Annotated in this window: 15 protein-coding genes and 1 pseudogene; 10 read left to right on the top strand and 6 right to left on the bottom strand. The window is 56.5% G+C overall.

Annotation, left to right across the window (positions count from 1 at the left end; translation table 11 throughout):
- Positions 1-17: 17 nt before the first annotated feature.
- Positions 18-1,574 carry a glycine--tRNA ligase gene (locus tag RBB62_RS02410; RefSeq protein ID WP_309396648.1) on the top strand — a complete coding sequence of 519 codons (1,557 nt, stop codon included), beginning with the start codon at positions 18-20 and terminating at the stop codon, positions 1,572-1,574.
- Between the two features lie 515 nt (positions 1,575-2,089).
- On the opposite strand, the gene RBB62_RS02415 is transcribed toward RBB62_RS02410, so the two are convergent.
- The 3 genes from RBB62_RS02415 to RBB62_RS02425 all read right to left on the bottom strand — a co-directional run bounded on the left by RBB62_RS02415 (position 2,090) and on the right by RBB62_RS02425 (position 3,653).
- Positions 2,090-2,461 (bottom strand): transcriptional regulator, encoded by a 372-nt coding sequence (locus RBB62_RS02415; RefSeq protein WP_309396650.1) that lies wholly within the window; start codon positions 2,459-2,461, stop codon positions 2,090-2,092.
- Entirely contained in the window at positions 2,454-3,098 is a 645-nt protein-coding gene (locus RBB62_RS02420; RefSeq protein WP_309396652.1) for a hypothetical protein, read from the bottom strand. The genes RBB62_RS02415 and RBB62_RS02420 overlap by 8 nt, the downstream gene beginning before the upstream one ends.
- 81 nt (positions 3,099-3,179) lie before the next feature.
- On the bottom strand, positions 3,180-3,653 hold the full coding sequence (locus RBB62_RS02425) for a Dabb family protein (RefSeq protein WP_309396655.1): 474 nt from the start codon (positions 3,651-3,653) through the stop codon (positions 3,180-3,182).
- A gap of 71 nt (positions 3,654-3,724) precedes the next feature.
- Here RBB62_RS02425 and RBB62_RS02430 point away from each other — a divergent pair, with 71 nt between their 5' ends.
- Positions 3,725-4,714, top strand: coding sequence for an endonuclease/exonuclease/phosphatase family protein (locus RBB62_RS02430; RefSeq protein ID WP_309396657.1), 990 nt, complete (start codon positions 3,725-3,727; stop codon positions 4,712-4,714).
- A gap of 3 nt (positions 4,715-4,717) precedes the next feature.
- Here RBB62_RS02430 and RBB62_RS02435 read toward each other — a convergent pair whose 3' ends face one another.
- Positions 4,718-5,290 carry an Ntn hydrolase family protein gene (locus RBB62_RS02435; RefSeq protein WP_309396659.1) on the bottom strand — a complete coding sequence of 191 codons (573 nt, stop codon included), beginning with the start codon at positions 5,288-5,290 and terminating at the stop codon, positions 4,718-4,720.
- Positions 5,291-5,416: 126 nt separating this feature from the next.
- On the opposite strand from RBB62_RS02435, the gene RBB62_RS02440 reads away from it, so the two are divergent.
- The 3 genes and pseudogenes from RBB62_RS02440 to RBB62_RS02450 form a co-directional block, all read left to right on the top strand.
- Positions 5,417-6,946 carry a mechanosensitive ion channel family protein gene (locus tag RBB62_RS02440; RefSeq protein ID WP_309396661.1) on the top strand — a complete coding sequence of 510 codons (1,530 nt, stop codon included), beginning with the start codon at positions 5,417-5,419 and terminating at the stop codon, positions 6,944-6,946.
- Positions 6,947-7,267: 321 nt separating this feature from the next.
- Positions 7,268-7,621 carry a VOC family protein gene (locus RBB62_RS02445; protein ID WP_309396663.1) on the top strand — a complete coding sequence of 118 codons (354 nt, stop codon included), beginning with the start codon at positions 7,268-7,270 and terminating at the stop codon, positions 7,619-7,621.
- Positions 7,622-8,198: 577 nt separating this feature from the next.
- Positions 8,199-8,330 (top strand): annotated as a pseudogene (locus tag RBB62_RS02450) (transposase); the annotation flags it as partial.
- Positions 8,331-8,546: 216 nt separating this feature from the next.
- On the opposite strand, the gene RBB62_RS02455 reads toward RBB62_RS02450, so the two are convergent.
- Positions 8,547-8,861 (bottom strand): hypothetical protein, encoded by a 315-nt coding sequence (locus tag RBB62_RS02455; RefSeq protein WP_309396919.1) that lies wholly within the window; start codon positions 8,859-8,861, stop codon positions 8,547-8,549.
- Between the two features lie 449 nt (positions 8,862-9,310).
- Between RBB62_RS02455 and RBB62_RS02460 the strand changes: the two genes are divergently transcribed.
- The 4 genes from RBB62_RS02460 (at position 9,311) to rfaD (ending at position 15,358) form a co-directional block, all read left to right on the top strand.
- Positions 9,311-10,861 (top strand): MFS transporter, encoded by a 1,551-nt coding sequence (locus RBB62_RS02460; protein WP_309396665.1) that lies wholly within the window; start codon positions 9,311-9,313, stop codon positions 10,859-10,861.
- A gap of 164 nt (positions 10,862-11,025) precedes the next feature.
- On the top strand, positions 11,026-12,402 hold the full coding sequence (locus tag RBB62_RS02465; protein WP_309396667.1) for a UDP-glucose 6-dehydrogenase: 1,377 nt from the start codon (positions 11,026-11,028) through the stop codon (positions 12,400-12,402).
- Between the two features lie 15 nt (positions 12,403-12,417).
- A complete protein-coding gene (gene glmS / locus RBB62_RS02470; RefSeq protein WP_309396669.1) occupies positions 12,418-14,277 on the top strand; it encodes a glutamine--fructose-6-phosphate transaminase (isomerizing) in 1,860 nt (619 codons plus the stop codon).
- A gap of 97 nt (positions 14,278-14,374) precedes the next feature.
- On the top strand, positions 14,375-15,358 hold the full coding sequence (rfaD, locus tag RBB62_RS02475; protein ID WP_309396671.1) for an ADP-glyceromanno-heptose 6-epimerase: 984 nt from the start codon (positions 14,375-14,377) through the stop codon (positions 15,356-15,358).
- Positions 15,359-15,361: 3 nt separating this feature from the next.
- Here the strand turns inward: rfaD and RBB62_RS02480 are convergent, their stop codons facing one another.
- On the bottom strand, positions 15,362-16,123 hold the full coding sequence (locus tag RBB62_RS02480; protein ID WP_309396673.1) for a GumC domain-containing protein: 762 nt from the start codon (positions 16,121-16,123) through the stop codon (positions 15,362-15,364).
- Between the two features lie 117 nt (positions 16,124-16,240).
- Between RBB62_RS02480 and RBB62_RS02485 the strand changes: the two genes are divergently transcribed.
- Positions 16,241-16,771, top strand: coding sequence for a GbsR/MarR family transcriptional regulator (locus RBB62_RS02485; RefSeq protein ID WP_309396675.1), 531 nt, complete (start codon positions 16,241-16,243; stop codon positions 16,769-16,771).
- The last annotated feature ends 20 nt before the right edge of the window (positions 16,772-16,791 follow it).

Below are 16,791 nucleotides of genomic sequence, written 5' to 3' on the forward strand. Positions count from 1 at the left end.
TTTCAAACCTCTCTCTTATGTCCAAGGAAAACCACCAGACTCCCAGCATGGAAACGCTTGTCAGCTTGTGCAAGCGTCGCGGCTTTATTTTCCAGTCGTCCGACATTTACGGCGGCTACCAAGGCTTCTTTGACTACGGTCCCCTTGGCGTTGAGCTGCGCAATAACATCAAGCAAGCCTGGTGGCAGGACTTCGTGCACCGCCGCGACGACATCGTCGGTCTGGACTCGACCATCATCATGCACCCGCGCACCTGGGAAGCCAGCGGCCACATCGGCGGCTTCTCCGACCCGATGGTCGACTGTAAGGAGTCCAAGCTCCGCTACCGCGCTGACCAGCTCTTCATTGCCCCCGTCAAACTCAACGGCGAGCTCGCCGGCTACGTGGCGTTCATGGAAGACACCGACGCGGGCGAAATCCTCAAGCGCGCCAAGAAGGTCCGCGACGCCAAGGGCGACAAGCAAGCCGAGATCGACGTGGACGCCCTCGCCGAACGCACCGAGTTTACCGAAGTCACCGAAGAGCAACGCCTGGCCACGCTCGGCCCGGACGCCTCCGCCGCTGGCACGCTCACCGAGCCGCGCGACTTCAACCTGATGTTCGAGACCAAGGTTGGCCCGCTGTCGGACAGCTCCGCCGTCTCCTACCTGCGCCCCGAAACCGCGCAAGGCATCTTCAACAATTTCAACAACATCGTCGACACCGCGCGCGTGAAGGTGCCGTTTGGCATTGCCCAGATCGGTAAGGCGTTCCGCAACGAGATAACGCCGCGCAACTTCATCTTCCGCTCCCGTGAGTTCGAGCAGATGGAGATCGAATACTTCATCGCGCCCGACGCCGACTGGCAGCAGCTGCACCGCGACTGGATCGACGCCTGCACGGACTGGCTCGTCTCCATCGGCATCCCGCGCGACCAGATCGGCGAAGACGTCCACCCGCAGGAAAAGCTTTCCCACTACTCCAAGGGCACGACGGACCTGAGCTTCGAGTTCCCGCACGGCGAGCAAGAGCTGTGGGGCATCGCCTGCCGCGGTTGCTTCGACCTGACGCAGCACCAGGAGTTCTCCAAGAAGTCCATGGAATACTTCGACGAAGGCCGCAAGCAAGCTGGCCAGGAGCCGTTCAAATACATCCCGCACGTCATCGAGCCGTCCCTTGGCGTCGACCGCACGTTGCTGGCCGTATTGACCGCCGCCTACACCGAAGACGAAGTGCCGAACGACAAGGGCAAGCCCGAGAAGCGGGTCGTGATGAAGTTCCACCCGCGCGTGGCACCTTACAAGGCCGCCGTCTTCCCACTGCTCAAGAACAAGCCCGAGCTCGTCGAAGCCGCCCGCAAGCTTTACAAGAAGCTCCAGCGCCGCTGGCCCGTGTTCTGGGACGAATCTGGCGCGATCGGCAAACGTTACCGTCGCCAGGACGAAATCGGCACGCCATTCGGCATCACCGTCGACTTCGACACCATCGAAAAGGACGGCACCGTGACCCTCCGCGACCGCGACACCACGGAGCAAGTCCGCGTGAGCGAAGCCGATCTTTTCGACTACCTCGAAGCCAAGATCGACGGCGAGTAAGCCAAAGGTTTCTAGCCGCGGATTTACGCGGATTAAACGCGGATGAACACCGACAAAATCATTGCCAAAGTGAGGAAGCTGGCAATGGACAGATTTCACATGCCATTATCTGGCCCCATGGATTACCCACTGGGAGCGGGTAGATGAAAATGCCTGTTACTTGGCAAAACACTGCGAGGCAGATTTGCTGGTAGTCCGCATGTTCTCCTACCTTCATGACTGCTGCCGAGAATCGAACGGAGTTGACAAGGAGCATGGACTCCGCGCCGCCGAATATGCCCTCAGCATACAAGAAACCGCACTTCAACTTAGCGACGAACAACTGGAAAAACTCTACTATGCTTGCGAATTCCATGAACGTGACCTAAGGCCGTCAAGAGGACGACTTTCGGATACAGGGATACAGTATACTTATTCCTAAAGATTAGGCATGCCTTCCCCGGTAAATGACGATGAAGCGCATAAAAAAGCCCGCCATCGTTGGCAGGCTTTGTGGCTTTGATGACAGGAGTCTGCTAGGCGGTCACGCCTTTGAGCACGCTGGCTTTCGACTTGGACTTGGCGCCCATGGATTGGGCGGCCTGCTGCAAGGCGATTTCCAGTGATTCGAGATACTTGACGAACTTGCGGCGGCCTGCGGCCGAAAGGCGGACAATTGTCCGGGCGCGGTTGCCCGCAAGGGACTTTTTGGCAATGACGATCTTCTCTTCCTCCAGCAGCTTGAGGTGCCGGTTTAGATTGCCGTCGGTGAGGTCGCAGGTTTCCTTGATTTCGCTGAAGCTCAGGCCGGCCTCGGATTCCGCAATGGCGGCAATCATGGCCAAGCGCTTGGGCTCGTGGAAGATGCGTTCCAGGTTGTCGTATGGGTTGTCCATTTTATTACTCATAGCTTTGTGAGAGGTTGGGGAGCCCGAAAAAGCTCCAGATGGTGCGGCCCTCGGCCTCGTCATAATGCAGGACGAGGCCGCCGAGCCATTCGCCAATGAAAAATACGCCGCCCATCACGAGCGGTTGGGTCCAGGCCCAAGCCGGATACAGCAGGCTAACGCCCCCAGCGCTTATATACCATGCTCCGACCCAGATAATGCGCCGTGGCACGACGTGGCGGGAGGCCAGATTCGCTAGGCCGTAAAGTGACATCCATAGACCTGGCAGCAGCTCCGCATTCCCCGATCGTATACAACCTGCGGAGGCAAAGGTGCCCACCACAAAAGCGGGCAGCACTTCGAGCGCCGGTTTGAGGCTTTGCCAGTCGCGGTCGACCTCTTCGTCGTAAAGGAACCAATAGACCAGCGCGCCGTAATTGAGCAGGAGGCTGACGCCAAGCACCACGCCCCACGCCGTTAGTAGGCCGACCAAATCATGCGGCCAATAGCCGCCGCGCATCGCGAGCGCAGCCAAAAGGGCAGCACAGCCGCCGAGGGCGCGTGCACGACCGGAGTAGCCCTTAAAGCGCTGCTTCGCCAGGATGTGGCGCTTGAGTTCGCGCACTTCGCGCAAGGCATGATGCAGGCCGAAGGACATGTTTCTTTGTATGGCAAAGTTACTTTGTAAAAGCAAGTAAAACTTTGCTTCGCCCGCACGAATGCAGCGTTTGCGGCCCGTTTATTGGGTCGCAAACACTCGATAGTGCCGGTATTGCCGCTTACGGAGTTCCGCGCGGCTGAGCCCGCCTGCTTCCATTTCCGGGGTGGTGAAATCAAACACTTGCACCTTCGCTGCCACGGGCGACAGCACTTCGCGAATGGCCTGCTGGTGAGTCGGATCCGCCTCGTAGGCGCGCAGCGCAGCCTCATTTTCAAAGACCATCAGCACGCCGAAATCGTAATCCTGCACGATCTTCCGTCCACCGGGCAAGCCATCGCCGTAGGCCACGTGGACGACTCCCGGAAAGTCCCGCCATGCGGTCGATTGCTTGCCAATGCGCTCCCGCGCTGCCGTGTCCTCTGGATTCTTCAACCAAACTGCAACAAAATGATAAACCAAACCGCCGGAAGGCAAATCTGCTGACGGCATGGTTTGACAGCCGGCCAGAGCCATGAATAAACCAATAACGATGATGAAACGAGCACGCAGCATGCACTCCAGCTTTGGCTGGCTAGCGCTGGCCGCAAGCCTATTTCCCACTAGCTGGGGTAGGGGGACGGCCCGTGGCTGAGCAGCAAAACCGTGCGCGTCGTCGTTTGCTGAGCTGGCGCAATGTGGAACGTTGCGGCCTATTTGTGCTGTGGCTCGCGGTGGTCATTTTGAGCGCGGCTGGCTATTGGGGCCGCGAGGATTGGCGACTCGATCTGCTGGCGAATTTCAAGATGCAGTACTACCTCGGTGCACTGGTCTTGTGCGTGGTGACGGCATGGCGCAGCTTCCGTATTCTGCTGGGGTTGAGTTTGCTTTTGCTGCTTTGGAACGGCATACTGATTTTTAACTTTGCATTGCAAAGCTCGGAGACGTCAGGACGCGTCTATCGGGCAATCAGCGCCAATGTTTACACGAGGAACACGCAGATCGACCGAGTTACGGCGTGGATTCGCGAGCAGGAACCCGACTTCGTGGCGCTGATCGAAATCACCGACGCCTGGATGCCGACGCTGGAGGAGCTCAAGGATGTCTACCCCTATGAGCGGCGGCAGATGTGGGGTGGGCGTTATGGCTCTGTGGTGCTCTCCAAGTATCCGCCTACGGCTGAAGGCGCGTCGCATAGTTATGCGGGTGTCGGGTCACTGCCCTATGAAGTGATGACTCCCGATGGGCCGCTGATCATCCTGCTCATGCACCCGCTTTCGCCAACGAATGAACGCTCGTGGAAATACCGCAAGAACGCCTTGGGCGCCATTGCGAAGTATGTGACGGATAATGCCGACCGCGCGCCAATGCTCGTCATGGGCGATATGAATACGACGCCTTGGTCGCCGTTTTACACAGACTTTGTAGCGCAAAGTGAATTGAATCCGGTTGTCACCAGCTTTCTTCCGCGCCGCACCTGGCCCACGCATAATCCGTTCCTTTGGGTGCCGATCGATCACTTTTTCCTGACTGATCAGTTAGCGCCAGTTAATGAATGGACGGGCCCTGACGTCGGCAGTGATCATTATCCCATCGGGCTGGACTTTTACTTTGCGACGCAAAGCGAAGCGAAGTAGCGGTTATTTTTTCAGGCGCATGCTGTGGATCTGAACCGGCGGGCCACAGGAGTCGTCAAACGCGCAAGCGGCTTCAATACCGTGCTTGGCAATGGTGTTCGGATCTCGCAAACGATCATAGCAGGCGTGCATGGCGCCGAGGGCATACTCGCGCCCGGCACCGATGGCCCAGAACCGAGTGTATTCATTGACGTTGCGATAGCTGCTGAAGCCGAGTATGCCGCGTGGCGAAATCATGAGACCATCAAGCTGCGAAGACTCGACCGGCTGGCTCTTATCCTCATGGGTTTCGAGAAAGAAGTCGTCACGTAGGATTGGGTGGAGCCCGCGCAGGGTGTCGAATAGGCCTTGGCGCGAATAGTCGTCCATCGCCTCCGGGTAGTCGCGAATGAGCGCCTCAGTGATGTTTGCCAGCGCGCCCCAGCCAATAAGCCCGAGCCAGCACGGCCCCCATTTAAAGAGCTTGTGGTTGTTTTTCTTATGCTCGGGGGGCACCTTCATACTACCCGCGGTGAAAAGCGAGTCTGCCGCGATCACAACGCGATTTCCTTTTTCGACAGCAACGACAACCGACATGCCGCCAGTTTTCCGCCTTTGCGCATGGATGCCAAACTTATTCTGGCCGCCATTCCGGATAAGTCGCCGCGCAAAAGTCTCACTTAGCGGCTTGTCAATATTTGCTGTGGTCTGCTAACAAAGCCCATGCGAAAAATTTTTAGCTTCGTGTTACTGGTTGCCACCGCGATTGCTTGGTTCTCAGTCGTTGCTCCCGCCCAGGAGACAACACTTATTCCCGAACCTGCCGCGACGGAGGATGCCGCCGCTTCTCCGGACAAGGCGGCTAAGCCCGGAGCCGACCCCAATGCCGTCGATGAGGCTTCTACGCTGATCGATGGCGAGGTAGGCGAGTTGGGCGAATCTTTACGCAATTCCGTGCGTGAGTTGGCCAACGATGCAGCCGAGGCGACTGGGTTTCGTAATGAAATCGCCGGGCTGATGCGGCTGAAGGTCGGTAGCTTCCGAATGATGGACCTCGTGTTTAGCTTCACGATTTTGCTCACCGCCATGCTGCTGCGCAACATCGTCACGCGAGTGTTTTTCCGTCGATTGCAGGCCATCGCGAAGAAGACTAAATTTGAGCATGACGACGAGCTGCTCAATGTGCTGGAAAAGCCGTTTTCCATCTTTTTGCTCATGCTGGGCGTTTATTTAGCGATTCTAGCGCTGCCGCTCAGTACGATGGTCGAGAGCCTGGTCGGCAATCTTTTCCGTGGACTTACCATGATTATGGGGGTTTGGGGCATGGTCCGTGCGACGGATGTTTTCACCAATATGTTCAGCGAGCGCTTGGCGGGGCGTGGTTCGGCGCTGCATGGCTTCATCCCGACAATTAACAAGTCGTTGAAGATCTTCATTGTCATTGTGGGCGTGTTGCTCGTGATCGACAACCTTGGCTACAACGTCGGCGGCATTCTGGCGACCTTGGGCCTCGGTGGCGCCGCGATTGCCTTTGCATCGCAGGACACCATTAAGAACCTATTCGGCACGTTCATGATCATGCTCGATCGGCCGTTTAAAGTCGGTGACTGGATCATGGTCGGCGACAAGGTTGATGGCGATGTCGAGGAAATTGGCCTGCGATCGACCAAGGTGCGCACCTGGCCGAAAACGGTGATTTCCATTCCCAATGGTGTCCTCGCTAATGAGTACATAAACAACTGGACGCGTATGCCCAAGCGCCGCGTTAAGCAAGTTATCGGCATCACCTACGAGGCGACCGCCGAGGATATGGAGGCCATCGTTTACGACATTCGACAAATCCTTCACAAAGACGAGGGCGTGAATCAGGAATTTATTCTCGTGAACTTCACCGACTTTGGCAGCAGTTCACTGGATATCCTCGTATATTATTTCACCCTTTCGACGAAGTGGCTCGAATACATGGACGTGCGCCAACGCGTGAACTGCAAGATCATGCGCGCCATTCGTGATCGTGGCCTGTCCGTGGCCTTCCCCACGCGCACTCTCTACCTGGATGGCCAAGTGGCGCGCAACATGGCCCAGGTCGACTACGAGGACCGCTGGGATACGCAGCCCAACAAACGAGACGCTAGCGGCGGACGCCCCGCTGACACCGGCTACGACCCCAACCGCCCCCCAGGCCAGCTTGGCGGTGGCAACGACGGCGAAGGTCGACTCCCCGGCGACTGGGGCTCGCAGTTCCCAATGTAGCGCTTTAGAGGGCGTCTAAAAACTCAAGTGGTCTTCGCCGGAGAGCGTCTTCGAGGTCAAAATATCATTTCTTCATCTCGACGAAACTGGTTTCGCCTCGATTCAGAAGCCGAAATTTTGCCTCTCGAATACATCTCGCCGACTCGATCAGACTTTTTAGACGCCCTCTCAGAGATTTTCGGGCAAAATCGATTATTGTCCGGGCAACCTTTGACTTGATAATAGAACCCAGATTCCTATGAACTGTGTTTCCGCCTAATTATTTATCGAGTTTAACCAATGCGTGTTATGAATCCAGGGATTGTCAAAAAACTAGATTGCATGAGTCCGCAATTCCTCGTGGCGGACTTGGACCGCTCCATCAAATTTTACACTGAGACTTTGAGGTTTCAGCTCAACTTCCGCTACATGGATTTCTATGCGGGCATCAATTGCAATGGGCACTCCATTCACCTGAAAGCCTGTGAGCCCTACACTGAGCACCAGAATCGAAAAATTGCTGAGGGGCATGTGGACGTCACTTTTGGCGTTATCGATATCGAGGCGGTCTATGAGGAAGTCTGCCGGACTGGGGCGGAGATTGTGCAGCCCTTACGGGTCATGCCCTACGGCACGGAGTTTTACATTGCCGACCCGGACCGAAACATCATTGCATTCTTTTGGAGCGAAGGTTGAGCTGGCAGCTTGAGGTAGCGTTTAGTTGCTCCGATGAACAGTCTATCCGTGCCTCAAATAGAACGTTGTTTTATCGTTTTATACCAACTCTCAATCTAAGTGGGAGTTGGTATAACCCACGACTCCAAGGTAGGGACGGTTACCCCCAACTGTCCGACTCAGTGGACATGTTTTTTGTTGAAAAAAGAAAGACTAAAACACTGATGCCAGTTGGACGAAACGCGGACGGTTGAGGGCAACCGTCCCTACCCTGTCTACTTGGCATAAACAAAGGCCATTGGATTCGTTTGGGAAATATCATTAGTCCGCTCACCAAAAAGCCTTATTAGTGTGGTGTCAGCGAAGTTTATCTCAAAATAATTTGTACTTTTTCGAAGAGCCCATTCATGCTCTTTTGGATGGAAACACGTGGACGCAATGTAGCAAAGATTGAGCTAAACACCGATGATCTTGGGTATCTTCAAAGCCTTCTTCGTCGCCGTAATCTACCTCAGGGCGAATCGCGTCGTGCTCGTGCACTGATGCGGATGCATGAGGGGCTTAACAACAAGACCATCGCCGAGGAAGTGGGCGTATGGCAAAACGACCGCATTGGCACGTTCACTTCACGCCCACTTACAGCTCATGGCTCAACCAGGTCGAACGCTTCTTCGCAATCATTACCGACAAACAGATACGAAGGGCTTCATTCAACAGCCTCAAATCGCTCAGAGGGCGTCTAAAAAGTCTGATCGAGTCGGGGAGATGTATTCGAGAGGCGAAATTTCGGCTTCTGAAGCGAGGCGAAACCAGTTTCGTCGAGGTGAAGAAATGGAATTTTGACCACGAAGACGCTCTCCAACAAAGGTCAATTGAGTTTTTAGACGCCCTCTCAGAGAAGCTATCGAAACATTTATCACCAAATACAACGAGCAACCAAAGCCATTTAAGTGGACAGCGAATCGCTTTTGACTCCGCGCCCCTGCTCGTCCCAATCCTGCGGAGCCACCACATAGTTGGTCACGCCCATCGACAAGAGCTGACGGTGCAGCCCATAGCCAAACGGACCGGCCTCGTAACAGGCATACACCTGCTCGGCCTCAGACTGCTGCTTGCTCACGAAGCGAAGAAAAGACTCACGAGTGCGAAACTTTTGCGAAGTCTGAGGCGTGCTGCCATCAACTTGACGAACCACCACGTAGCTGTCAGCGTGAACATCGATGCCGAGCTTAACGGCCAGGTATTGTTTTTGATCTATCATCGGTTGCCGGGTTGAGCAAGTGCTGGACCCGGCAACTTCATGTTATCTCTAGTCGGAGGCTGGGATTAGGTTGGGTGGGGATGTTTCATAGTGGTAGAGATGAGGTTGTGTTGGGAGAAAAATAACAGCATAAGAAATGCCCGCATGTTCACAATAAAAATATGTACGTTTGAGCATTTTATTAGTGAGAGCCAGTGACTAATAATCTGCGCTGGGCATCAATGACTTAGGCAGCGCGAACGCTCTCTGAGGCTTCGCCTTCCAGTGCATAGCGTCATGTTGGCGGAAAATCAGAATTCAATGCAATGGCTCCGCTGGGCAGCCTGGCGGCCCGGCGCTACCCGCGAGTTTGTGATGATCATGTTACGGAAGGGGTTGCGCCTTGTCATCGTGGCGAGTTTGCGGCTGTGTAATTAGTTGCCGAACCTGCGCAACCCACGTTTCCTACCGTGAACGAAAACGATATTTCACCTGCCGCGCGCGACGACGATTCGGGGCAATCACGCCCCGAGCGGACCGTCCAGGAATACATTGATGAGAGGCCGATATGGGCCGATGGCACGCAATCGCCCACTACGCCGATGACGGTCATGCAGTGGCGTATCTGGCTACTGGCCACGGCGGGTAAGTTTTTCGAAGGCATGGTGGTCTTCATGACTGGTGTCGCGCTGCCGCTGGTGACGGAGGAGTTCAGTTTGAGCGCCTCGGACAAAGGCTTTGTCACCGCAGCCACCCTGGCGGGCATACTGGTGGGTGCCTCGGCACTGGGCGGCTTGTCCGACCACTGGGGTCGCAAGCGGATGTTTATCCTGGAGATGGTCATTTTTACCGTCTTCCTGACGGCCCTTTGCTTTGCACCGAATTTCATTATGCTGGTCATTTGCCTATTTGGCGTGGGCATTGCGCTGGGGTGCGATTACCCGACGGCTCACCTGGTCATTTCGGAAAGCATCCCCACTGTGATGCGCGGGCGCCTGGTGCTGAGCGCGTTTGCATTCCAAGCCGTTGGGGCGCTGGCTGGCACGATAGTCGGCTGTATTTTTCTCCTGCGAGAGCCAGATGTCGGCGCGTGGCGTGGCATGTACGCCACGGCGATTCTGCCAGCGGCATTGGTGATCGTGGGCCGCTTTTTCGTGACGGATAGCATCCACTGGTTAGTCTCCAAGGGCCGGATGGAGGATGCCGAGTACGAGACGCACCGCCTGCTGAAACGTCATCCGCAGTATCCCAAGCACGTTCGACTGAGGAGCGCGCACGACGTCTCCAAGCCAAAGCCCAAGGCGCACTATGGTGTGCTGTTCAACCGGGAAAATCGCAAGGCGACGATCCTGGCCTCAGTCCCGTGGTTTTTGCAGGACTTGGGGACATATGGCATTGGCATTTTTACGCCCACGATCCTCGCCGTCATGTTGGGGTCCAAGACGCAGGAAAATACCATTAAAGACATCATCCACAACGACATGTTGGCCTCGAAAGGGTCGGCGATTATGGATATGTTATTCGTGTTGGGGGTCATTTTTGCGATTCTGCTCGTGGATAAGGTTGGCCGGATCAAATTGCAGGTCGTGGGCTTCATCGGGTGCGCGGTGGGGCTGCTGCTGGCGGCGCTGTCGATGAACGATGACGGCAGCAATAACATGGTCCTGCTGTTCATTGGCTTCATGCTGTTTTTCTTCATGACGAACCTCGGGCCCAACGCCATGACCTACCTGCTCGCAGGCGAAGTTTTCCCGACGCATGTGCGCGGGATGGGCGCCGGGTTGGCGGCCTCGATTGCCAAGGTTGGCGCGGTGCTGACGGCTTTTCTGTTCCCGATTTTATTGGCGGATATCGGCACGGAGACTTTACTCTACTGCCTGGTGGGCAGCTCGGTGCTGGGGGCCGTGGTCACGGTGATTTTTGGCATTGAGACGAAGGGCCTGAGCCTGGAGCACATCGGCCAGGCGCAAACTGAAGAAGCAGTCGAGATCGAGCGCGCGGCCGACGCGGAACTGGCCTGAGTCACTGCCGTGGCGTACGCCCCGGTCGAAAAGGATGAAACCTTTGGCGCGAATGGCAGTCTGATGCCGGATAGCTTTTTTTATCGCCACGAAATGCTCTATTGGTTACGCCACTGAGCTTTTAAGCGCACTACCGCTAACAATTTCTTCCCAAAATCCTGACTATGAATATCTGCTGTATCGGAGCCGGTTACGTGGGTGGCCCCACGATGGCCATGATTGCCTTAAAATGTCCGGAGCACCGCGTGACGGTGGTCGACATCAACGAGAAGCGCATAGCGGCGTGGAATTCCGATGAGCTACCGGTCTATGAGCCGGGGTTGGATGATGTGGTCCGCGAAGCGCGTGGCCGGAATTTGTTTTTCTCCACCGACGTCAACGGCACGATCGCCGAGGCGGACATGATCTTCATCTCGGTCAATACGCCGACGAAGACCTATGGCGTGGGTGCCGGCCGCGCTGCCGACCTGAAATTTATCGAAAAGTGCGCCCGCCAGATTGCCGATGTGGCCAAGGGCAACATCATCGTCGTGGAGAAGTCCACGCTGCCAGTGCGCACCGCGGAGTCCGTGCGCCGCATTCTCGAAGGCTGCGGAGGCGAGTTCACCTTCCAGGTGCTGTCCAATCCGGAATTTTTGGCCGAGGGCACTGCGATGGAGGACCTCAACGAGCCGGACCGCGTGTTGATCGGCGGCGAGCAGACCCCCGAGGGCGAGGAAGCCGCTCAAGCGCTGGTGGATGTTTACGCGCACTGGGTGCCGCGCGAACGTATTTTGACCACGAATGTGTGGTCGTCCGAGCTTTCCAAGCTGACCGCGAATGCCTTCCTGGCGCAGCGTGTGTCGTCGATCAACGCCATCAGCGCGCTGTGCGAAGCGACCGAGGCGGACGTTGAAGAAGTCGCCCGCGCGATCGGCACGGACAGCCGCATTGGCCCGAAATTCCTGAAGAGCTCCGTTGGTTTCGGCGGCTCGTGTTTCCAGAAGGACATCCTGAACCTCGTTTACCTTTGCCAGCACTTCGGCTTGCCGGAAGTCGCTGACTACTGGGAGCAGGTCATCGTGATGAACGACTACCAGAAGAGCCGTTTTGTCCGCCGCCTCGTGCGCACGCTTTTCAACACCGTTTCGGACAAGAAGATCGCGATCCTCGGCTTTGCCTTTAAAAAGGACACCAACGACACCCGCGAATCGCCGGCCATCTACGTGTGCCGCGACTTGCTGGAGGAGCAGGCCAATGTCCACATCTACGACCCGAAGGTGAAGCCGGCGCAGATCTTTGCTGACCTCGGCCAAGCCGCGACCGACGCCGACGGTAAGGCGAACGACAGCATCATCATCGAAGAGGATGTTTACGCCGCCTGCAAGGACGCGCATGCCGTGGCCATCCTCACCGAGTGGGATCAATTTAAGACGCTGGATTGGCAGCGCATCTACGATAACATGCTGAAACCGGCCTTCGTCTTTGACGGACGCAACATACTCGATGCCGCCGCTTTGCGGAAAATCGGGTTTGAGGTTTCGGGCATCGGTCGAGTATAATCCTGAGAAATCTATATGTGCGGAATTGTTGGATATATCGGTAAGCAGAAGGCGAGCGCCATTCTGGTTGAAGGGTTAAAACGTCTTGAATACCGTGGTTATGACTCTGCCGGAGTCGCCGTCATGAACGGCAACGGCATCGAGGTGATGAAGAAAACCGGTCGCGTGGAAAACGTTGCGGCCCTCGTCAATCAGCGCAATTCCAGCTCCAATATCGGCATCAGCCACACACGCTGGGCCACGCACGGCGGCGTGACAGACGCCAATGCGCACCCGCATCTTTCCTGTGACGGCCGCATCTGCATCGTCCACAACGGGGTGATTGAAAACCACGAGGCGCTGCGTCGCTTTCTGGAAGGCGAGGGGATGACCTTCTCCAGCCAGACGGACACCGAAGTGTTGTCTAATCTGGTCGCCTACCACTACGGCAGTGAAACGCTCACCGGAGAAGGCGCTGAGCGCTTGATTTCCGCCGTTCGCCTGAGTCTGCGCCTCGTCGAGGGCACCTACGGCATTGCGGTCATGAGCACCGACCTGCCGGGCGATATCGTGGGCGCGCGAAAAGGCAGCCCGCTTTGCCTGGGCATTGGCCACGGCGAAAACCTGTTGGCCAGCGACGTTTCGGCCTTCGTTGGCCGCACGCAAAACGTGGTCTACCTGGACGACGGCCAAATCTGCCACCTCACGGCGGACGACTTTACTATTACGACCGTTAGCGAAGCTGGGGAGGCGATTGACCCGGTTATCAACCAGATTGACTGGAAGATCGAGCAAGCCGAACTAGGTGCCTTCAGTCACTACATGGAGAAGGAAATTTTCGAGCAGCCCATCGCCCTCGAAAACGCCATGCGCGGTCGCTTCTCGGACGATGAGTCGACCTCGAAGTTTGGCGGCTTGAACATCGATGCGCGTGAATTCCGCCACGTCGACCGCATTGTTTTCCTGGCTTGCGGCACCGCCTGGCACGCCTGCCTCGTGGCCGAGTATTTGATCGAGAAATACGCCCGCATTCCGGTGGAAGTCGAATACGCCAGTGAATTCCGCTACCGCAATGCGCCTTTGGACAAGAACACGCTGGTCTTCGTGATCAGCCAGTCTGGCGAAACGCTCGACACCCTCGAGGCGCTCCGCGAAGCCAAGCGCAAGGGCTACCGCGTGCTGGGCATTACCAACGGCGTTGGCTCGACGATTGCCCGCGAAACCGATGGTGGTGTTTACCAGCACTCGGGTCCGGAAATCGGCGTGGCCTCGACCAAGGCATTTACTTCGCAAGTGTTGATCGCCGGGATGTTGGCGCTGCACCTCGGCCGCATGCGCGACTTGTCGTTCAGCGATGGCCGCGAAATGGTGAAGGCGTTTCGCAGCGTTCCGGGCCTCGTGAGCCAAGTGCTTGGCCAGGCCGAGAAGATCAAGGAGATCGCCGCGCGTTACACGAATTACGACGACTTCCTGTTCCTGGGCCGCCAGTCGATGTTCCCCATCGCGCTGGAAGGCGCGCTCAAGCTCAAGGAAATTTCCTACATCCACGCCGAGGGCTACCCGGCGGCTGAGATGAAGCATGGCCCGATCGCGCTGATCAGCGAAGATTGCCCGAGTGTGGTGCTTTCGCCGCATGGCGACACGTTCTCCAAGGTGCTCTCGAACATTCAGGAAACCCGCGCGCGCAAGGGCAGCGTCATTGCGATTACCAGCGCCGGCAAGGACTTCCCGGAAGAAGGCGCGGACGAGATCATTCACATTCCGCAGGCGCACGATTGCATCATGCCGATCCTGGCGACCATCCCGATGCAACTGCTGGCTTACTACATCGCCGTCAACCGCGGCTGCGATGTGGACAAGCCCCGCAATCTCGCCAAGAGCGTGACCGTGGAATAAATAAAAGTGTGGCAGTGCTGCGGCGTTGGCGTGTCAGGAAAGCTTTTCGCCCACCTCAACACCTCAATACTGCCCCACCTCAACACTTTATATTCAAATGACTAAGCCGAAGATTTTAGTAACCGGCGGCGCTGGCTTCATTGGCAGTGCGTTGGTTTGGGCCCTGAACGAACGCGGCCGCGATGACGTGCTGATCGCGGATTTCCTCGGACAGGATGAGAAGTGGAAAAACCTCGTGCCGCTCAAGTATGCGGATTACGTGGAGGCGGACGACCTCGTGGAAATGCTCGATGACGAGTTCCTTTCCGAAATCGAAGTGGTGCTGCACTTGGGCGCTTGCTCGGCGACCACGGAGCTCGACGCGCGCTACCTGATCCACAACAACTTTGAATACACCAAGGAGCTCGCACTGTGGTCCTTGGCCAAGGGCGCGCGCTTTGTTTATGCCTCTTCCGCCGCGACGTATGGCGACGGCGCACAGGGGATGGACGACCAGTTGGAGGACCTCCATTCGCTGCGTCCGCTGAACATGTATGGCTACTCCAAGCACATGTTCGACCTCTATGCGAAGCGCGAAGGCTTCCTGGACCAGATCGTTGGGCTGAAGTATTTCAACGTCTATGGCCCGAACGAAGACCACAAGGCCGACATGCGCAGCGTGGTCCACAAGGCCTTTGGCCAGATCCGCGAAACCGGCGGCGTGAAGCTCTTCAAGAGCTACCATCCGGACTACGAGGACGGCGGTCAGATGCGTGACTTCCTTTACGTGAAAGACGCCGTGGCGATGACGCTGCACTTGGCTGAGTCCAAGGTGGCGGGTGGCCTGTATAACCTCGGTAGCGGCGAGGCGAATACCTGGGTGTCGTTGGTCACGCCGATCTTTGAGGCGCTGGACTTGCCAGTGAACATCGAGTTCATCGAGATGCCGGAGCAACTGCGCGGGAAGTACCAATACTTCACGCAGGCCGACACCGCGAAGCTGCAAGGCAGCGGGTTTGGTGGTTGCCAGTTCTCGCTCTCGGAGGCGGTGAAGGATTACGTGGGCAACTACCTCGCGCTGGACAAGCGCCTGGGCGACTAGTCTTTACTCTGAGTCGAGGTCGGCTTTGTCGATGACGATGAGGCCGGTCCGCGGCTTGCCTTTCCAGGATTTGGTGACTTCGGTGCGTAGTTGCTTGTTGAGCTCGTTGTATTGTGTGCGCAGCTCCTTGATCTGGTTGTTCATCGATGTGTTTTGGAGATTTGCCTGATTGCGCTCGGGATGGACCACGCGTGGCGAATCTACTGGCGCTCCGATGCTAGCACCGTTGGGCTGGGCCCGGCGATTCTTCATTTGGTTATTGGTGCGGATGCGCGCTCTAAGCATTTGGATATTGTCCTGGATTTGTTCCATTTGATCGCTAATCGCTTGGATTTCCGGGTTCTCTTTTTCGGCAATGTAGTAGCGCGCCTTGCTGACTGCGCAGTTTGCTGCTCGTTGGGCGACATATAGCGCCAGATCAGGTGAGTTGTTGGTAAAGGTCAGGGTGATCGAGCAGTGTTCTTCATCGCTTTCGATACTGAGGTTGTCGGCAATGCTTTGGGCAATGGCGTTGGTGTTGCGCGGGTTATTGATCCTGGCAAACATGGCGTATTGGTTCCGCTTATCCTGAGGCATCTTGGCGACTTCGTGAGCAAAATCTTCTGACTTCAGGTAATTTACGGCCTTAGCGAGCGCCTGTGGCTGGTCTATGCCGAGCATGTCGTTGGGCCACACCACTTGCAGGGTAGTGCTGGCGGAAGCAGCGTGAAGAGCGGGGCTGCAGATAAGAGCCCAGAGCAGCGCCAGAAGAGTGGGGTTTCGCATATTCGCCACCCTTGCGGAATGTGGGTTGGGTTTCAACGACAATCGGGCTAAGTATGGATCGTAAAAAAAGTTCAAGTTTTCTTGAACTTTAGGTGGAAACACTATGTCATAATCGCTGTGCCCAAGGCTTCTCCCCAGTCCAACAATGCTTCTCCCACCGATGAACCCGCATCGCAGAACGAGGCTGTGCAGGAATGGGAGCTTTCGGTGATCGAAACTTTTGTGCACGCTGCTCAGCTGATTGGCGTACCGAAATCCGTGGGGCAGATCTATGGTCTGCTCTATTGCCGCGAAAACCCGCTGCCCATGGATCACATTATGGATGCGTTGGGGATCAGCAAGGGCTCAGCTAGCATGGGCTTGAAAACTTTACGCCAGATTGGCGCGGTTAAGACGGTTTTTGTCATCGGCGACCGTCGCGATCATTACTCGCCGGAACTCCGGCTTCGCAAGCTGGTCTCTGGCTTTATCAGCGACCAAGTGCAACCTCACCTTGACAGCGGAGGCGAGCGCCTCAAACACATGGAGTCGCTGTTGGAAGAGTTACCGGGAGACCGCCGGAAATTCGCCGAGCAGCGCATCCAATCCCTGGGGTCCTGGCATGGGAAAATGACGACCATTTTGCCCATTCTGCGAAAACTCCTCTAGTCCGGCCTCGCGACCCTTTT

The organism is Cerasicoccus maritimus (assembly GCA_031296935.1).
Lineage (GTDB): Bacteria > Verrucomicrobiota > Verrucomicrobiia > Opitutales > Cerasicoccaceae > Cerasicoccus > Cerasicoccus maritimus.